Source organism: Aquimarina longa SW024, assembly GCF_001401755.1.
GTDB lineage: Bacteria > Bacteroidota > Bacteroidia > Flavobacteriales > Flavobacteriaceae > Aquimarina > Aquimarina longa.
Genome location: NZ_AVQK01000014.1, coordinates 289,983 through 309,215, shown reverse-complemented (window position 1 = coordinate 309,215; position 19,233 = coordinate 289,983). Strand labels below are relative to the sequence as shown.

Sequence of the window (19,233 nt, the reverse complement as noted above, 5' to 3'; positions counted from 1 at the left end):
TTTTTTAACGAAAAACACTATTTAACCCTACAGTGTTTGGAAACCTCGAAGGTCTAAAACGTTAATTTTTTAGAGATAATGACTTACACTATCATATATGATCCATCACTAATGGAGACTGCTTTATAAGGGTTGCGATCTCATAAGAGTTTAGCCCCTATTAGACTCTTGTATCCATCTACGCAATAATAATGCATAACCTCTATAGTTCTCTAGCAACTCCAATTTTTTAGATCAGTGATCTGATCTTGGGTTACACCATAGTCACCAAGAGGAACTAAATTCTGATCTAATAATAATATGGTTTCTGTCATTACAGTAATAAAATCCTGATTTCGAAATTTATACAAATCAGAAAATGTTTTTGCAGGTAGTGTCTTTTTGCAGCTTTTTGCTCTAATACAGCATTACCCTATATAGCAGCATAGGCCTCTAGAGCATCGTTTAGAATATCCCCTTTCTCTGATACAAAACGTTTTTGTATAGTCTTATTACCACCCAGATAGACTCTACAGGTTTCTTGACTATCTTTATTCTCATTAATCTGTATTAATAATTTCTCTAGGTCATTTTTAAAAGTAACTAATACAGTACACCACTCCATATTGTAGTATTGGTATCCATAAAAGTTTGTACTGCTTGATACATTTCTAAACGATTGATCTGTCTTTTGTCCATAAAATTTGTATGTATAAGTATGTATTAATTTATGATATTACCCTATTAGGATATATCGGTTATTTGTTTTATTAATGCTATAAGTAGTACTATTGTTACCTATATTTTTATAACTATTTTTTTTTACAGTAATTTTGATCTCACACCTCTACCCTCAGAAATTCCGATTTCTATTTCTCTACTGTAGATGCTTATTTCTCTACTGTAGTGATGAGAATGGTTAAGACTATTAATAATAGTATTTCAATAAACAAATCTAAAGGCTTAACTCTGGATAAACTAAAGACTGGAATCTATGATAGAAGTAAAGATTTTTTTTATAAACCCTTAATCATCAAAAAGACACATCTTAATTTAATACCATTACCTCCTCCCCTTCTTAATCGGATACTGACTATTACAAAAAAACTCTCCAGATCAAAAAGATCTGGAGAGCTTACATCAACACTTTTAAATAATAATAAGACAAAAAACACTCTTTTCTATTTTAATAGAGTGTACTCAAATTTAGGGTTTCCTCTTTCGTTTTTTTCATTCAATACAGCAGTGAAACGGAGTTTATAATAGTTTCCTGCTTTATCTTTTATGATATAATATCTATCATCTTTTAGTTTTGCTACGGGTTTTGCAAATGCATTACGCCAGCCACTCCCTATAGCATTTCTTTTTTTGAAATCTAATAATTTCTCATCTACATTGGCTAATCCAAAATCTTCGTAAGAAGGGACATCAAATTTTTCTACAACACCATTTTTATCCGTTTTATATAAAGTAACTTGATACAATCCAGTACCTCCTAATGTATTATGCACTACATAATCGCTATAGGTAGTACCATACTCAGATCCAAATACACCACTAAAGTTAATATCCCATTCTCCTTTTGTAGGTTCTACATTCACTTTTTTTCCTGTAGTTAAACTAAATGCTACTGTATTAAAATTAGGATCCTTATTAATCATTACTTCGGTAAAAGTTGTAGCATCTAATGCTGCGTACTGAAGCTTATAAGCATCTCCATCCATTAGCACTCTAATCTTATACCATCCTCTATCATCTCCTGTTGTATTAATAGATCCTGCTCCTGGTTCTGTAGGTATTTCTGATCCCATATATACCAAATACACCTTGTTTTCTTCTTCTTTAGAAGAAATCTCTGATATTGCAGTAGTACTACCATCTGTAGCATCTGCATAAGATTCATACATATTATAAGATGATTTCACTCCTTTCTTATAGTCTTCAACCGTAGTAACGGTTACTTTTTTATATGAAATGGGTTTCGTAAAAAGATTTCTAGCATTAATCTCTAAAGGAGGATTAAATGCTGTAGTACTGGTTACTGATGTAATATCTGTAAACTGAGATAATTTTGCTGCTGTAATTCTTAGAGAAGAGTTTAGAAATACTGTATTCTCTGCCCCTGAGTGAAACGCTATCTCCCACGTATCTCGTCTAACGGGTGTTGTTTTCTGAGCGCTTAAATCTATATATACTTGATTGGGATAGTTTACTCCTCCTACTTTTGGAGCAATGCTACCTCCTAAGGCTGCGGATTCTGTAAAGCTTAGTGCCATATTAGTGTTACCACGTATCGTACTATTAGGTACACTTACTTTAGTAATAGAAAATGTTAACCCCTTAGTCACTCCTTCGACAGGGTTTTTAAACTTATTGATGGTAAATGTAGCTTCTTTAGCCCCTTGTTTAAAAGGAATTGTAAGACTACCCGTTTCTCCTGATGGGGTTGTTGTAAAATCTGCTTCTGCACCATAAGTAGCATTCTCTGCAGTATATGTTACAACTATATTTCCTGCCTCTGAGGCATTACGCGAAAAAACAATCTTTGCATCTTTCTTCTCATCTGTAGTAGAAAAACTTGTTGATGGGTTTTCGAACGCTACAGCAAATTCTTGTACTGTAGCATCATCATCACTGCTACACCCACTTAGTATAAAGAGTAGTAGTAATGTTTTAATAAAAAATAAATTGGTATTCATTTTGACTTGTCAATTAAAAATTAAGATTATAAACTAGTTTTAAAAAATAGGACCTCCCATACCCCAATAAAATAGTTGATGCTGGTCCAGAATGTGCTCCGCCTTCTGTTGCGGTAGTATTTACACTGGTAATATCCAAAAGGTTACGAACTCCAAAAGTGAGTTGTATTTTTTTGTCTAAGAAGTCTTTGCGTAGAGAAGCGTCTAACCAACTATACCCTTCTTGCTTTCCTTTGATCAGTTCTGTTTCATTATTTTGATTCTGTCGTTGTACGAATTGCTGCGTAGCACCATTGTACTTATAATATGCAGAGAATATCATACCTATTGGTTTTGCATAATATGATGCATTAACATTAAGTTGCATACGATATAAAAAATCATCATTATGTAGTGTTCTACTGTCTAATACTTTTGATTCTCCAGAAAAACCAATCCCTACAGCAGCATTTATATTTTTATAATTCATCGTATTATTAAAAAATGCTCCAATAGTTTTGTATGAGTCTATATTGATGTATTGAAATTGTAGTGGAGTCTGGCTAACAACACTTAACTCTATTCTATCAGATACGTTTAGATAATTTAAAGAAAGCTTACTAAGCATCTTAAAACTGTTATCAGTCGTTAGTTTTAGATTTTTCTTAATATGTAAAAAAGCAGAAATACCTTGCTCGGGTTTTATATTTTGATTTCCTCTTACATCATGATTAGTATCTACAAAATAGGTGTACAACTCTGTATAATTAGGCAATCTGGGAGAAGAACCTACTACTCCTCTTATTTCTAACTTATTAGCAAAAATGTATTTAGTACTTAATGACATTGCTACCTGAGGTTTAAAAACAGAAGAGGTAAGTAGTCTTGCTCCAGGACGAATAGAAAAGCTATCGCTAGCATATATCTCTGCAGAACTAAAAAAATCATACGATCCTAACTCTCTTTTTATGTTTTGTCCATCAAAACTACCCGAGGTACTGGATGCATATCCATTAATATGATTTACTTCATACCCTAACTGAAAATCGAAAAAATCATTTTCTAAAAAATTACTAAAATTACCTTTAGAATACAGCACTTTTCTAGACTCATATTCAAACTTTTCGATATCAAATTTTTCTCTGGCTTTAATTCTGTATTTAAAAATTTCTGCATTTCTTTTCTGCTGCTGATACGACAACGAAATATCATAATTAAAACTGGTTTTCCATTTTCCTAAAAAATTAAGGTGATGATAAAACCGCTGTGATGTAAAAATAGCATCGTTACCTACAGGATCTGTAGTCTGCGTAGAAGCATTATAATTAAGGATTACCTGTTCTGAGAACCGATCTATATGCTCATCAAAATACTCGAACTTATAAAAGGCTCTAAACCTATTATCTCCTCTATAACTGAGTAGAGCTTTTGTTGTACTCTGCAGTTTTGGTAGCCATAGATATCCTCTCTTACCATCATCTAACTCATGGAATTGCCCCTTTTTATTATCCCAAAAACCAGCAAAATCATTTCTTGTATACATCGCATTGGTATACCATTTATCAGAGATTTTATATCCTACTCTTAGCGATTGTATATGTCTCCCTTTATCAAATAAGCCATATTCATCTCCTACTGTTTCTTCTTGTAAAAAAGGAGTAATCTCCCATTTATATCTACCATATTTTTTGGTAATAATATTAATCACTCCAGAAACTGCATTTGCTCCATATTGCACTCCCATAGAGCCTTCAACAATTTCTATTTGTTGGATATCATCTAAGTTTATCTGGGTTAAATCCGTATTATTCCCTAAACCTTCATCATTTACTACAGGAATATTATCTATCAGTATTTTAAAATATTGACCATCTAATCCAAATAGCTGTACTGCTGATTTTCCTGTAGATGCATTAGGGATAATACTAATATTTAGAGTTTGGTTTAATACATCTGCAAGGTTATTCCCTGCTTGTTGCTCTATCTGAGCTCTACTGATTACTTTAACTTCAAAAACTGACTTGTTTATTGATTGTGGAGCATACTGCCCCGTTACGATTACTTCTTCTAATTGTTCTGTTTTAACAGAGTCTTTTTCTACTTTTTTATGCTGAGCGAATGTGAAACTGAAAAAAAATAATAAAAAATAAAATGAAAATTGACTTCTATTTAGATTCATTCTTAATAAATTTGCAACAAATATATATCTTATTTTAATTCAATCTAAATAAGAACTAATAATTTTTTAAAATTTTTAAGTAATGAAACGATTTACACTATCATCATTTATAGTATTTGCCTTTGTATATACTATAAATGCACAAAACAAAAAAACACAGGATAGAGAAGCCATAAAAAAAATGTGTGGTTGTTATGAAGTAACTTTCAATTTTGCAGAAACGTTCCAGTATAGTACCGATTCTCTTTATAAACCTTCTAAAACAAAAATTGCAAAGGCATTAGAGTGGGCTCAATTAATCGAAGATGATAAAAATAAAGTTTCCATTCAGCACTTATTGCAAGTAGGTAATCCATCTAAACCGCATATTGTAAAACATTGGCGACAAGATTGGATATATCAAAATACTGATTTTTATATGTTTAATGGTAATAACAGATGGAACTATGAACGTAAGCCTGAGTCTGAGGTAAAAGGACAATGGACACAAAAAGTATATCAAGTAGATGATAGTCCACGCTATGAAGGTTCTGCAACCTGGGTACATGTTGATGGAAAAAGTTTTTGGGAAAATACAACAGATGCTCCATTACCAAGACGAGAATATACCAAAAGAAGTGATTATAATGTAACGGTTAGAGGTAACAGACATGAAATTACTAAAGAGGGTTGGATCCATGATCAAAACAATGATAAAGTAATACGTGAGGAAGGTAAGGCAGATGTAATCCTAGCCAAAGAAAAAGGATATAATACTTATGTAAAAGTAGATGACAGTAAATGTAAAGTTGCTGCCGATTGGTGGAAAGAGAATACAGAAAAATGGGCTTTGGTTCGTAACAAATGGGAAAAAGTATATGGTAGAAATACCAACTTAGTACTTGAAACTAAAGTAGATAATAAGGCACTTTATAAGCACTTGTTCTCTGATCAATATACTAAAAAAGAAGATATCAACAAAGTCATTGAATCTTTTGTAATACAATAATAGTGAGAAATAGTTATGTCAATATTGAAAAAATTACCCCTAATACTACTTCTTTTAGGTAGTATCAATTTTATATACAGTCAAACAACATTACATGGAAAAGTTATAAATGAATCTAATGAGCCTATTTCTTATGCCAATATTTCTATTGTCGGAACTGGATTAGGTGCAGAGGCAAAAGAAGATGGAACATTTAGTATTGATAATATTCCTTTTTCTACCTATACTATCAGTGCTAGTGCTGTTGGGTATCAAGAATTATCTCAGACTATTATTATAAATAAAAATAGAACTGACATTCTATTTACACTATTAAGAGATACACAATTAGAAGAGGTTGAACTTTTTGGATCGAGAGAAAAAAGAGCCGAAAAATTAGAAACATTAACCCGACTGCCTCTAAAACCAAATGAGCAATTACAAAGTATCTCGATCTTGTCTCATAAACTTATTGATCAACAAAATGCCTTAACTCTTAGTGAAGTTACCAAAAATGTTGCTGGTGTGTATACATTTGCTACATACGGAAACATTAGAGAAAGTATGTCTCTTAGAGGATATAGAGGTATTCCATTATTAAAAAATGGAGTACGAATCAACTCAGATTTTAGAGGTGTCGGTATTATTACTGATATGGCTGGTGTAGATAACATCCAAGTATTAAAAGGGATTTCTGCTATCAGTCAGGGTCTAGGAGGAGATCTGGGTTCTGTAGGTGGAGTTATCAATGTAGTTACTAAAACGCCAAAATTTTATAACGGTGGTGAAATAACTCTAAGAGCTGGTAGTTATGGTGCAATACGACCTACTTTTGATTTTTATGGACCTTTGGATAAAGAAAAAACAGTAGCATTTAGAGTAGCTGGATCGTATGACAAAGCAGATAGTTATAGAGCAAAAGTAAATTCAGAACGTTTTTATATAAACCCTTCTCTAGCATGGAAACCAGATGATAAAACGTCTATCGTTTTAGAAATGGATTATATGGATGATAGTAGAACTCCTGATCAGGGTACTATTAATTTAGGAGATTATAGTACTAATACTATCTATAAATTACCTGATGATAAATTTTTAGGTTTTGATTCTGATAGAAACAATTCTGTAAATACAACCTATGCTATACGATTTGACAGAAAAATAAATAATGAGCTAACTATTAAGGCTGGTTATTTTGCTTCTGATTTAGAAACCTATGCAGAAACATCTTATGCATATCAAGGAAGAGGAGATAAGAAGCTATCTAATACACAGAGATATCGAGAATATTACGGACAGGGAAGAAGTGATAAAAATAGTGTCCTACAGGTTGATCTAGTGGGTAAAGATATTAAAACAGGAATCTTAAGCCATACTTTTCAGGTAGGTATAGATTACAGAAATACAACTTTTAATACTACTGCATATACAACTAACTATCCTGATAATGATGATAACCCTGATAATGATCCTCCTACTTATGTAGATATTATTGATGTTACTCAACCTATCAATACTGTTTTACCATCGGCCATATCACTAACAATTAATCCAGCACGAGCTACAGGTTCTAAAACAAAATCCTATGGATTTACCATTCAGGATAAAATCTCTGTTACAAAATGGGTAGATGTTTTCTTAGGATTACGATATACTTCTTTAGAAAGAACTAAAGGTAATTTTATCGGACGTAGTTTAACAGGGGCTAAACGTGATGATGCTTTTAATCCTCTAGTAGGATTAAATATCAAACCAACAGAAAATATTATTGTCTTTGGTTCTTATGCTAGTAGTTCTAACCCTATGACTTCTTTTTATAGAGATATCAATGGTAATGAACTTGGTACAGAACGCTGGGATCAATTCGAAACAGGTATAAAATCTAATTGGTTACATAAAGCTTTACGTTTTAATGCTACATTCTTTTCTACATATAGCAAAAATCTAAACTTAGAAGTAATCGATGTCGCTGGTAATTCTTTAGGGTATTACCAACAAGGAGGAGAAGACACCAGAAATGGTATAGAAATAGAAATAATAGGCAGAATACTATCTAACTTAGAGCTTATCGCAGGGTATTCTTATCTAGATGCTAAATATAAAGATCATGCTTCTTATTATTTTAATTCTAGCCCAATAAATACTCCTAAACATACTGCCAATTTTTGGGTACGATATGCCTTCAAAAATTCTCTAGATGGCTTATCTCTAGGAGCAGGTGCTTATTATTTAGGAAAACGACCTCATAATGTATGGTCTAGAAATTATACTCATGTTGGAGTTACCCCAGGAGTAAAACCTTTTGACTTAAAAGCATATACAACAGTAAACGTACAAGCATCTTATAAGTTTAATAACAGATTTAGCTTAGATATTTTTGGTAATAATGTTTTTGATGAACTGGGATATAATGCATATCGTACAGTATACCTTAATAGAATACAACCTGTTAGTTTTGGCACAACATTACGGTATAAATTTTAAAATCTAAAAAAATGAATATAATCAAAGTATTTACTATATATATTCTGTTTGCTACTATCGCACAGGCACAAACAAAAAATGTTTTCTTAGAAAGAGAATTCTGGAAAACAAATCCTACGATAGCAACAATAGAACAAAAAATAGCAGATGGTAATGATGTTACAGTATTGAATCCATATGGATTCGATGCTGTAGTATATGCAATCTTAGAAAAAGTACCTAATACTAGTATAGAACACTTACTTTCTAAAAAAGGAAATGATGTTAATAAACTTACTCATGATAAGAGAACATATGTATTCTGGGCTGCCTATGCTAATAATGTAGCGTTAATGAAACATTTAATCGCCAATAATGCCAGAATGGATCTTATAGATTCTCATCATTTTTCGGTATTGACTTTTGCCGCGGCTACAGGTCAAACCAATAGAGAGATCTATGACTTATGTATTAAAAATGGAATAGATGTAAAAAATGATAGAGATGAACATGGAGCTAATGCTCTACTTTTATTAACTCCGCATTTAAAGGATTTTTCAATGATCGATTATTTCACTTCTAAAGGTTTAGATCTTCATAGTGTAGATAATGATGGAAATGGTGTTATCAACTATACCGCTCGTACCGGAAATACCCAAATGATTAATCAATTAATCAAAAAAGGAATTACCTATAAAAAACTTAATAAAAAAGGTGGTAATGCAATGATTTTTGCCAGTCAAGGAACCAGAAAAGGATCTAATCCTTTATCTTTCTTTACATACCTAGAGGGCTTAGGTATTGAACCAAATATTACTAATACCGATGGAGTAACGCCTTTACACAATCTAGCCTATAGAAATAAAGACCTAGATGTATTTACTTATTTTTTAAGTAAAAATGTAGATGCTAATCAAGCAGATCATAAAGGAAACATCCCTCTAATCAATGCAGCTTACAATAATACATTAGAAGTTATACAACTCCTAGAAAAACATACAAAAGACATCAATACCAGTAATAAAGAAGGGCATTCTGCTCTTACGTATGCTATAAAAAGTAATACTGTAGAAACTGTTAATTTCTTAATTAATACAAAAGCAGATCTAAATGTAGTTGATACAAAGGGTAATCATATAGGATATTATCTAATGAAATCTTACAACCCTAAACATATCAATCAATTTAAAGAAAAAATAAAAATCTTAACTAATCATGGGTTTGATATTTCTAAACCTCAGAAAGATGGTAATACACTCTATCATTTAGCAATAGAAAAAAACGATCTAAAACTATTAAAGATGATTCATGATTATGGATATACTATCGATATCAATGCTAAGAATAAAGAAGGGATTACTGCTTTGCATAAAGCTGCTATGACTACTAAAAATGATAAAACTTTAATATATTTATTATCTATTGGGGCTGATAAAACTATAAAAACTAGTTTTGATGAATCTGTATTCGATTTAGCTAGTGAGAATGAAGCACTAAAATCAAATGCTATAGATCTAAATTTTTTAAAATAACATTATTCCCTTTTAGCTAAAGGGTTTAAAATTAAAGAGGATTACTAACGTATTATTTTATAACAAGCTATTCGCTTTTAATACGATTATCAATATCCTAAAAACAAGTATTAAATTCGAATTTATTGTACATGAAGAAGACACTCATTTTTAAAATATTTCCAATACTTATATTTGCTTTTTTTGCTGTATTGGGATTTACACCTCTTTCAGAAAGTAATACCTATAAGTGCATGATACAAATGACTAATTATACTGGCGAAGGTGCTTATGTAGTTATTTCATTAATGAATCCTGATGGTACATATGCAAAAACCTTATTTGTACAAGGAGATGATGAAGAATGGTACCATGATATTACTGATTGGTGGAAATTCTATGGAAAAAAACGACCTAATATTGATGCTATTACAGGCGCAACCATAAGTGGTGGTGGACGAACGGTTAGTGTGGTTAGCATTGATGCTGATAAAATTAATACTGGCTACAAAATACGTTTTGAGACAGCTGTAGAAGATCAAGAATATTATAAAGACGATGTAGAATTCGAACTCACATCAGAGACTACAAAAAGTAAAGTAGAAGGAAAAGGATTTATACGCTATGTACGTATGATGCCACAATAACAACCAACTAAATGACCATTTCAATTTGGAGATATAGCCACTTAGCATTGGCTATATCTTCTTTTTCTTTTATACTTATAGCCTCTATAACAGGGATCATTTTAGCATTCGAGCCTATATCGAATCAGCTAAAACCATATGCTATAGAGCATGCACAAAATCAAACAATCGCACAAACTATATCAGTTTTAAAAAATCATTATGATGAAATCCTATCACTAGAAGTTGATAACAACGATTTTGTATCAGTATCTGTTATTACAACAGAAGGTAAAAATCAAACTTTTTACATTAACCCTTTAACAGGTGAAAAAAATGGTGAAATCATTGAGAAAGCGCCCATTTTTAAATTCGCTACTAATCTACACCGTTCCTTGTTCTTAAAAAGTATGGGGCGTTTTTTTGTTGGATTAATTTCTTTCATTTTATTTCTGATTGCAATAACAGGAGTTTTGTTAATTATAAAAAGACAACAAGGCATCCATCGCTTTTTTTCTAAAATCATAAAAGAAAACTTCGAGCAATACTATCATATTATAATAGGTAGATTGACATTACTTCCTATTATCATCATAGCGGTAACAGGAGTGTATCTATCACTAGAAAAGTTTTCATTATTACCCTCATATACTCCTGATCATCATATTGATTTTGAAAACATTAAAACAACACCTAAACAACAACTCAATGATTTCATTATTTTTAATGAAATAACGTTAAAAAACGTTAGAGTTATTGAGTTTCCTTTTTCTGATGATGCAGAAGATCATTTTTATATAAAACTATCAGATAAAGAACTTATTATCAATCAGTTTACTGGTGATACCCTAAGTGCCTCAGAATATCCTTTTGTAACATTAGCATCGCATTGGAGCTTAGTATTACATACTGGGCAAGGCAGTATTGTATGGTCTATAATTCTGGGTATTGTAAGTTGCTCTATTTTATTTTTTATATATTCAGGTTTTTCGATGACTCTAAAACGAAGAAAAAAAAGTGCTACTCCAAAAAACAAATACCATAAAGATATAGCAGAATATATTATTCTTGTGGGCTCAGAAACAGGTACTACTTTTGGTCTTGCTAAACTTCTATATAACTCATTATTAAAATTAGGTAAAACAGTTTTTATATCAGAATTAAACAAGTATTCTTCTTATAAAGAAGCAAAACATTTAATTGTACTTACATCTACTTATGGTCAGGGAGAGTCACCTATAAATGCTAAAAAATTTGAAACACTACTCCGTACAATACACCAAAAAAAAGAAATTCTATTTACTGTAGTAGGTTTTGGTTCTCTGGCATACCCTGATTTTTGTAAATATGCTATTGATGTCCATAAATTATTAAAATCTCACCCAAAGTTTACCCCTGTTTTAGAAGTCTATAAAATAAATAATCAATCTTATGAAGCTTTTCGGGATTGGGCTTCTCAATGGGGTAAATGTATTAATGTATCTATAGCGCTAGGTCAGCCCTATTATATGAGACCAAAAAAAGAAGTGTCATTCTCTGTCGTTTATCGATCTTCTATAGGCATTGATGATACATTTTTACTTCGCTTACAGCCAGAAAAAAAAGTAGTATTTGAGTCAGGAGATTTATTAGCTTTTTATCCAAAAAGTGACCCTGTAGAACGCTTATATTCTATTGGAAAAATTGATACTGATATTCTTCTAAGTATCAAAAAACATGAATTTGGGATATGCTCTACCTATTTTAGCCAGCTTATCAAAAATGATTGTATTACTGGATCAATAAAACGAAATCCTGATTTTCACTTTCCTACCAATACATCAGAGGTCATTATGATTGCAAATGGAACAGGTATTGCTCCTTTTTTAGGGATGATAAGTAAGCATAACAAAAACATAAAAACATATCTATTTTGGGGAGCAAGAAATCAGCAGTCTGGTGAGTTGTATCAAGAAATCATTAAGAGTAGTATTAAAAATAATCATTTAACAGCTTTTTATCCTGCTTATTCTAGAGAATCACAAGAAAAAATATATGTGCAAGATCTACTAAAAAGAAATACTGATTTTATTGCAAAAGCATTAGATCATAAAGGAGTAATCTTAATCTGCGGATCTGTTATAATGCAAAAAGAAGTTATCACTATTTTGGATGAGATTTGTGAAAAAATTAATCATAAACCCTTAAGTTTTTATCAAAATAGAGGGCAACTAAAAATGGATTGTTATTAAACTAACTTCCTAAAGGCAAGCTTACAATTTAGGACATTTTTTACAATTCGTCTTTCCTTTCTTTTTGTATTTCTTACAGCATTTTTTCTTTTTACCTCCACAAGATATTTCACAATTCATGATCACACATGGAGTATTTATGACTGAGATAGTAGTGTTTTGCACTGTTTTTTAATTTTTATCAAATCTAAATAAGTACAAAATTAATAAAAAAAACTTCCTAAAAAAGGAAGCTTCATTTTTTCTTTACTATTTTATTAACAATCACTTAGGCTTGTTCAGTAGCTTGAAATGTATTAATATCTCGATCAAACAAATAATGACCAGATTTGTCATCACCAATAATCTTTAGTTTATCTAATAATGTACGTGCAGTCGCTTCTTCTTCTAACTGCTCTGATACATACCACTGCATAAAATTATGAACATTATAGTCTTTAAGCGTTAGGCATTCATGTATAATGTTATTGATCTTAGCAGTAACAAACTCTTCGCTTTCTAAAAATATCTCAAACAATTCTATCAATGAATCAAAATCATTTCTGGGTTTATCAACTGCTGGTATAATTGCAACACCACTTCGCTCATTTATAAATTTAACAAGCTTAGTCATATGTAATCGCTCTTCTTCTGATTGCATGTAAAAAAACTCTGCAACACCATTATACCCATTTGTATCAGCCCAGCTAGCCATAGATAAATACTGTGCAGAAGCTTTTGCTTCATATGTTATTTGATCGTTTAATAATTGCTCTATTTCTGGTATCATTTCTTGGTTTTATTTAAAAAACTAAAATACATAATTAATCTATCTTAAAAAGAAAATTCCAGTAGTGTTATCCTTAATTTATAATCAGACTATCAAAAAATAAAATTCTCTAAACTCTGCTAATGTATTTATGCAGCTTTTTCAAAAGCAATGTAATTGACCAATTTTCCTTTTTTATTATGTACAGGAAATCCCTTGATTATACATGTATATGGAGTATTATCTTTTCTATAATTTAATATCGAAACTTTAAAAGGTTTTCTTTCTTGTACCGCTGTTCTTACCAGTGCTGCTGTCTTAATACAGGTATCTTTACCCTGAAACATTTTTGGAGAGTTCCCAATTACCTCATCAGAAGAATATCCATTTAACTTTTGAATATTCTGCGAAGCATATACAATAGTTAAATTAGGATTGGTAATAACAATGACCGACTCTTTTTCTAAGAATTCTTTATTATAATCTCTTTCAAAATTCCAATCTTTGGTTATTTTCTTTATAGCAGTAAGATCTTCTTTAAAACGCTCTAATTGAGTATGATGTTCTCCATAAAACTCCCATGATGATAATGGCAATATATGGTTAGACATATTTCCATAATATTGTGCTATCATCGTATCATACTCTAAAAAATCTTTCATCAGTCTATCGTTTTGTTTTTCGAAATAGATTAGTATGCCATGTGTATAATAATAATTATACCCATCCAAAAATATAAAAATGCAATTATATTTTTGATTGAACAAAAGTTAATTTATTACCATACTACCATTTAAACTGCAGAGTAGCATACCAAGTCAATGGATCAGAGGGTATGATCCCTGGACCAGGATATCCTGTGGCTCTTCTGGTAAAATAAGAAGTATCTAATACATTATTTATCCCTGTTTCTAGCTTAAAGTTCTTATAGGTGTAAGACGCTGAAACATCTAAGATATGATATGATGGTATTTCTCCTATAATACCATTACGATTATCTGTTGATTGTGCTATAGCAGAATTACTAACATCTGTATATTGCTCTGATAAATAGGTGAATTGTGTACTGACCATAAAGTTTTTATACCCAAATTTTACTCCCGTTTTTAAATTAATTGCCGGTATAAATTCTACTTTCTTACCCTTTACCCCTGCTTCTTCTGATTCTAGATACTCTGAATCCGTCAGTGATGTATTGACAAACCAATTAACCTTATAATTAGCTGTATCAGTAAAAAATGTCGAAAGGATATTCCAATCTACAAAAGACTCTAATCCATATATAAATGCTTTTCCTATGTTTTTTCTAACTCGATTTGCTCTATCATCGAATACAGTACCAATACGATCATCATACAATAATCCAAAACCTCCAATATCATAAGATAGTATATCACCTACCCTACCTCTAGCCCCAAAATCGGCTGTATACCCTTCTTCATCTGATATCTGAGGATCTATTTTAAATGTTGGGCTCACCACACGAATATCACTAAAGGTTACAGATCTATAATTCTGAGAGATATTAGCATACACTTCTATATTTCTATTAGGTTTATAACTTGCGCCTATACCAAATAAAAAGAAAGAACGATCAAAAACTCTATTATCCATTCTTATGGTATTAGCTATTGGATTTCCTGCTAAATCAAAATTTACTTCATTATACTCTCCTTTACTTTCTGTTTTAATATACTCAAACCTAAATCCTGGAGTAACCGAGAATGTATCCGAAAGATTAAAAATATGCTCCCCAAATAGTGCCACATTTAAATTAGGAAAATCAAAAGTAGATTGATTTGGGTAATCAGGAAATGCTACTGTAGCAAAATTAAAATCTGCATCAGTCTTATTACTACCAGCTCCCTGCCTAGAATCATTATTAGCCTGATAATATTTTGCCCCCAGTAAAAAAACAGACTCTTTCCCTAGTAAGTTATACCTGCTTAATACTCTAGCTTCAGCCCCCCAGTTTCTAAAATTACCCGTAATCAAATCACGAGGAAACTCATAAGTACCATTAGCGTCTACTTCATCAACATCTGTAATTGGATTAGAATTTAATATTGTAGGATTTCCTCTAAAACCTACTGCTTTTCTAGAAGCATCAAGACCAAAAAGGTTAAGGCTAAAATCAGTTTTTTTAGAAAATTTATGTTCTAATTTTAGTGAGAACAATTTCCAATCAATATCAAACCAATTTCGGGTTCTATTGCTATAGTTGGGGTCTTTATTAAACTGAGTATCGGTTAATCCTCCTGGTTGTTGTGCCAGATAATCCAGATATGTAACGTCTAAAGTTAGCTTTGTCTTATCCGTAAAAGCATATCCAATAGTAGCATAAATATTTTTAGAATCAAATTCAGAATTTGGTCGATAACCATCTCCCGATTTATAATTTATATACGTATAGTAACTAAACTTATCTATAGTACCACTTAAACTATTAAAACTAGTAAACAGATTAAATGAGCCTAATGTTTGTCTAGATACCAACTCTATCTCTTTGTTTGGATTAGGTTGTTTCATCTTAAAATTAATCAACCCTCCAAACTGAGTTCCATACTGTAATGATGCTGCTCCTCGTATCACCTGGATTTCACTTAATGCTTCTGCAGGAGGAGTATAATAACTCTCGGGATATCCTAAAACATCAGCACTGATATCATAGCCGTTTTGCTTGATATTAAAATTAGCAGATCGATTAGGATCTAATCCTCGCCCTCCTATATTTAATTGCAATCCCGCATCACTATTTTCATATATATTTAAGCCTACTACCTGTGCATATATTTGACGAGCATTATTTGATGCCAAATTACCAACAGTTTGATCTACTAGCACTACTTCACTCTTTTTTCCTGCAAAAATTGCAGTTCCCTCTACAGGCTTCAACTGTTTTAACCCAAAAATTTTCTCTCGTCTCTGCGTGATCAATACCTCAGACAACTCTTCTCCAAGAGGTTTTAATACAAAAGTTTTTGATGCATTACCTTCAATAGTAACTTGCTCTTCATAAATTTCGAAATCAAAACTAAAAATAGCAATCAAATACTTTCCTGCAGGTAGATCATCAAATATAAATCTCCCACTTTTATCGGTGACTACTTGCGTACCTATAGCCTGATTGTACACCTCTGCATTAGCGATAGGCTCGTTATTTCTACCGATTACTGTTCCTTCTAATTGATACTGTCCAAAAACTGAAGTTGCAATTAACAACATTCCTATAAATACTCTATAATCCCTTAATCTCATCGTTGAATGGAATAATCCACTTTTTATGTTTAAATGACTCTTTTTGCTTTCCTAAATCTATCTGAGGATCAATATATGGCGTACTTAACCGTCCGTTAAGCGCTACATAACTCTCCACAAATACTTGTACATTTTGATGCCCTTGATTCTCAAAATGTTTTTTTAAATATTGTGCATATTCTAATATAAAATCTGGCTGGGTTGCCATCTGTTTTTGCTGAAAAACGGTTAGAAAATCATCATTATCTACATAAAACCGCTTTTTTGTTTCTCCATCAACTATTTTAAAATTAGCATACCCTGCCTTTTCCATTAACATTACTCTCCAAGAAAATCGGTATCCTTCTTCTGTCCAAAATAACTCTCCTGGATAGAGCAAATATCTAAACGGAAAAAGGAACTGAATTACAAAAAATAGTATAAGAGTAGTAAAGAGAATTTTATTTTTTTGAGGAATAATCTCTAATACTTTATCGGTATCAAACTGTGCCTTATTTATTTTAAATATCTTGGAGATATTACGTAATACCTTATGATGAAAACCTGAATCAAAAAACACCAATGTACTAACAATCATAATATATGGAAACATTCCTATAGGAAAAAGTACTCGGGTTAAGACATGAAAAACGACTACAAGTATAAATGCAAAAGGTCTTGTCTTACGATATAATAACAATAAAGGTATGGTAAGATCATATATCATCCCTGAGTAACTAAACAGATAATGCATCCATTCTTGCTGCATCAACTCTCCCAAAAGTGGTACATCATACTTAGAGGGTAACCAGATTTTTAGAGGCATGGCTTTGATCAACCAATCTGAATTAAGTTTTGCTAAACCGGCATAAAAATATACAATTCCTAACAGCAGTTTAAGTGCATCTATTGTCCAGCTAGGAATCGATTGATACGAAACTCCTTTTATTTTTGCATCTAAAGAATAATATGCATTTGCAGGTAAAAAAATAAGTATAAAACTCAGTAAACTTATAAAATAGTAATGATTGAGATAGGTCGTTTTATCGAGTAACTCTATATACGTAAAACTGAGAAAAAAAGTAATGATTGCAATTCTATATTGATATCCTAATGTTATAAAGATTGTAGAGACTCCACACAATATAAAAATTACATACGTATATATTCCTAGAGGTTTTACCCATTCAAAACCATAATATGAGAAAAAGAATTTTGGCTGAATATATAATTTATCAATCCATCCATAACTCCAAAAACGAATAATACTAATCAGCATCATTATCCCAAAAAAAATACGAAAGACTGCAAGTGGTGCAGCCTCCGTATTTTTTTTTAGATATTCGGTACTATTAATGATCATTATATTCTTTACTTAATCTCCATCAGCATCTACATAATCAACACTCACCGAAATTGCCTGAAGCATATCTACTTTTAGCAAAACCACATTTTTCTGTAGTTCTTCATAAGTTTCAAGCATTAACGTATTATTAGATCGTACTTGATTCGATAAATCATTATCTAAGCTTGCTGCCTTTTTCTTAGAAGCCTCAAATTGATTATTGATAAGCAAACTCAGGTTTTCACCATTTTTAATCGTATTTAAAAAATCTAAATACGTTTTTAGACTCTCTCCTGTAGTGGTACTTGCAAAATGTTTTCCATTAAAAAAGTCTTGTAGCGCCGTAAGACTTGTATTAAAAAGTGCTTTTGACACATCTTTTTTATAAAAGGCTTCTACTTTAGTATCTAATGGAGTGCCAGAAAATACTCCTGCAGGAATCCCTATTTTAGCTGCTCGAAAATGTTTCTCATAATGAAAAATGAAATCGTTAACAATCTTATCCAATGAACTTGTTGCAGAAGAACCATTATTATTTACAAATGTATCTCTATACCCATTTTTCCAATCAGCTAAAACTTGCTTTGTAAGATCATCCATACGATTTACCAGATCAGATATATACTTCTTATACCCACTAGCATTAGGATTAGTAGTATAAAACTCAACTATACCTGCATCAGTATCAGATAATCCATTCAAAAGATAGTCCAAAGCTCCAAATCCTTGTTCATCTTGTTTGGTAACTGAAGTTAGATCATATGATCCAGAGGTAACATTAGACTCTATATCACTTACAGTTACTGGATATACATTCATAAAATTCCTTAATGAAAGTTCCTCTGCTTTTCCTATTTGGAACATTCCTACAGATTGCCAAGACGTATAAGCTGTTATCCATGATTGTCGTAATGCTACAAGATTTGACGCATTAGCTGTAGTAACAAAATTCGAAGTCGAGGCTTTTAAGGCTGTAATATCTTCAGAAAATTTTTGATATGCTGGTATTGCTATATTGTCTGCGATATTAGTCAACAATGCCTTTCTATCAAAACTATCTTTACCTCCATTAGCCCCTTCATCATTAGTATTATTATCTGAAGAGCAGCCTAACATAAAAAAAACTAATGCTATAACTGAAAACACTGACTTTCTGACCATCATCCTATTTTTATTTATTCTTAATAAATTTCTGCAAATGTAAAAAAAGAGGTGGAAATGAGATAATTTCCTGCCTCTTTTTTCTTACTTTATATTTTCATGACAGGA

14 protein-coding genes are annotated in these 19,233 nt (G+C 31.5%); 5 read left to right on the top strand and 9 right to left on the bottom strand.

Annotated features, from left to right (window positions below; all coding sequences use genetic code 11):
• Positions 1–212 precede the first annotated feature (212 nt).
• The 4 genes from N456_RS24185 to N456_RS02500 all read right to left on the bottom strand — a co-directional run bounded on the left by N456_RS24185 (position 213) and on the right by N456_RS02500 (position 4,836).
• Positions 213–350: a hypothetical protein gene (locus N456_RS24185; protein ID WP_158447805.1), complete on the bottom strand. Its 138-nt coding sequence runs from the start codon at positions 348–350 to the stop codon at positions 213–215.
• A 62-nt stretch (positions 351–412) separates the two neighbouring features.
• Positions 413–604: a hypothetical protein gene (locus N456_RS02510; protein WP_062053535.1), complete on the bottom strand. Its 192-nt coding sequence runs from the start codon at positions 602–604 to the stop codon at positions 413–415.
• Between the two features lie 556 nt (positions 605–1,160).
• Positions 1,161–2,678, bottom strand: coding sequence for an HmuY family protein (locus N456_RS02505; RefSeq protein WP_062053533.1), 1,518 nt, complete (start codon positions 2,676–2,678; stop codon positions 1,161–1,163).
• Between the two features lie 13 nt (positions 2,679–2,691).
• On the bottom strand, positions 2,692–4,836 hold the full coding sequence (locus N456_RS02500; RefSeq protein ID WP_062053527.1) for a TonB-dependent receptor plug domain-containing protein: 2,145 nt from the start codon (positions 4,834–4,836) through the stop codon (positions 2,692–2,694).
• Positions 4,837–4,918: 82 nt separating this feature from the next.
• Here N456_RS02500 and N456_RS02495 point away from each other — a divergent pair, with 82 nt between their 5' ends.
• The 5 genes from N456_RS02495 (at position 4,919) to N456_RS02475 (ending at position 12,634) form a co-directional block, all read left to right on the top strand.
• Positions 4,919–5,824 carry a DUF6607 family protein gene (locus tag N456_RS02495; RefSeq protein WP_062053525.1) on the top strand — a complete coding sequence of 302 codons (906 nt, stop codon included), beginning with the start codon at positions 4,919–4,921 and terminating at the stop codon, positions 5,822–5,824.
• Between the two features lie 15 nt (positions 5,825–5,839).
• Positions 5,840–8,287, top strand: a complete 2,448-nt coding sequence (locus tag N456_RS02490; RefSeq protein WP_240315466.1) for a TonB-dependent receptor — start codon at positions 5,840–5,842, stop codon at positions 8,285–8,287.
• 11 nt (positions 8,288–8,298) lie between these two features.
• Positions 8,299–9,798 (top strand): ankyrin repeat domain-containing protein, encoded by a 1,500-nt coding sequence (locus N456_RS02485; RefSeq protein ID WP_062053523.1) that lies wholly within the window; start codon positions 8,299–8,301, stop codon positions 9,796–9,798.
• Positions 9,799–9,929: 131 nt separating this feature from the next.
• Complete coding sequence (locus tag N456_RS02480) at positions 9,930–10,424, top strand: DUF2271 domain-containing protein (protein WP_062053516.1); 495 nt, start codon at positions 9,930–9,932, stop codon at positions 10,422–10,424.
• A gap of 11 nt (positions 10,425–10,435) precedes the next feature.
• Entirely contained in the window at positions 10,436–12,634 is a 2,199-nt protein-coding gene (locus N456_RS02475; RefSeq protein ID WP_062053515.1) for a PepSY domain-containing protein, read from the top strand.
• A gap of 268 nt (positions 12,635–12,902) precedes the next feature.
• Here N456_RS02475 and N456_RS02470 read toward each other — a convergent pair whose 3' ends face one another.
• The 5 genes from N456_RS02470 to N456_RS02450 all read right to left on the bottom strand — a co-directional run bounded on the left by N456_RS02470 (position 12,903) and on the right by N456_RS02450 (position 19,125).
• Positions 12,903–13,403, bottom strand: a complete 501-nt coding sequence (locus N456_RS02470; RefSeq protein WP_062053512.1) for a ferritin — start codon at positions 13,401–13,403, stop codon at positions 12,903–12,905.
• A gap of 128 nt (positions 13,404–13,531) precedes the next feature.
• On the bottom strand, positions 13,532–14,044 hold the full coding sequence (locus tag N456_RS02465; RefSeq protein ID WP_148639153.1) for a PAS domain-containing protein: 513 nt from the start codon (positions 14,042–14,044) through the stop codon (positions 13,532–13,534).
• A 124-nt stretch (positions 14,045–14,168) separates the two neighbouring features.
• A complete protein-coding gene (locus N456_RS02460; RefSeq protein ID WP_062053508.1) occupies positions 14,169–16,640 on the bottom strand; it encodes a TonB-dependent receptor domain-containing protein in 2,472 nt (823 codons plus the stop codon).
• Complete coding sequence (locus N456_RS02455; RefSeq protein ID WP_062053506.1) at positions 16,621–17,982, bottom strand: HTTM domain-containing protein; 1,362 nt, start codon at positions 17,980–17,982, stop codon at positions 16,621–16,623. Before N456_RS02455 ends, N456_RS02460 begins: the two co-directional genes overlap by 20 nt.
• 12 nt (positions 17,983–17,994) lie before the next feature.
• Entirely contained in the window at positions 17,995–19,125 is a 1,131-nt protein-coding gene (locus tag N456_RS02450; protein ID WP_062053568.1) for an imelysin family protein, read from the bottom strand.
• Between the last annotated feature and the right edge of the window lie 108 nt (positions 19,126–19,233).

Bases quoted from the DNA above. Each gene is read 5' to 3' on its own strand.
- N456_RS02460 (WP_062053508.1), bottom strand. From the start codon at position 16,640: ATGAGATTAAGGGATTATAGAGTATTTATAGGAATGTTGTTAATTGCA.
- N456_RS02450 (WP_062053568.1), bottom strand. From the start codon at position 19,125: ATGGTCAGAAAGTCAGTGTTTTCAGTTATAGCATTAGTTTTTTTTATG.
- N456_RS02485 (WP_062053523.1), top strand. From the start codon at position 8,299: ATGAATATAATCAAAGTATTTACTATATATATTCTGTTTGCTACTATC.
- N456_RS02475 (WP_062053515.1), top strand. From the start codon at position 10,436: ATGACCATTTCAATTTGGAGATATAGCCACTTAGCATTGGCTATATCT.
- N456_RS02480 (WP_062053516.1), top strand. From the start codon at position 9,930: ATGAAGAAGACACTCATTTTTAAAATATTTCCAATACTTATATTTGCT.
- N456_RS02465 (WP_148639153.1), bottom strand. From the start codon at position 14,044: ATGAAAGATTTTTTAGAGTATGATACGATGATAGCACAATATTATGGA.
- N456_RS02510 (WP_062053535.1), bottom strand. From the start codon at position 604: ATGGAGTGGTGTACTGTATTAGTTACTTTTAAAAATGACCTAGAGAAA.
- N456_RS02470 (WP_062053512.1), bottom strand. From the start codon at position 13,403: ATGATACCAGAAATAGAGCAATTATTAAACGATCAAATAACATATGAA.
- N456_RS02490 (WP_240315466.1), top strand. From the start codon at position 5,840: ATGTCAATATTGAAAAAATTACCCCTAATACTACTTCTTTTAGGTAGT.
- N456_RS02505 (WP_062053533.1), bottom strand. From the start codon at position 2,678: ATGAATACCAATTTATTTTTTATTAAAACATTACTACTACTCTTTATA.
- N456_RS02500 (WP_062053527.1), bottom strand. From the start codon at position 4,836: ATGAATCTAAATAGAAGTCAATTTTCATTTTATTTTTTATTATTTTTT.
- N456_RS02455 (WP_062053506.1), bottom strand. From the start codon at position 17,982: ATGATCATTAATAGTACCGAATATCTAAAAAAAAATACGGAGGCTGCA.
- N456_RS02495 (WP_062053525.1), top strand. From the start codon at position 4,919: ATGAAACGATTTACACTATCATCATTTATAGTATTTGCCTTTGTATAT.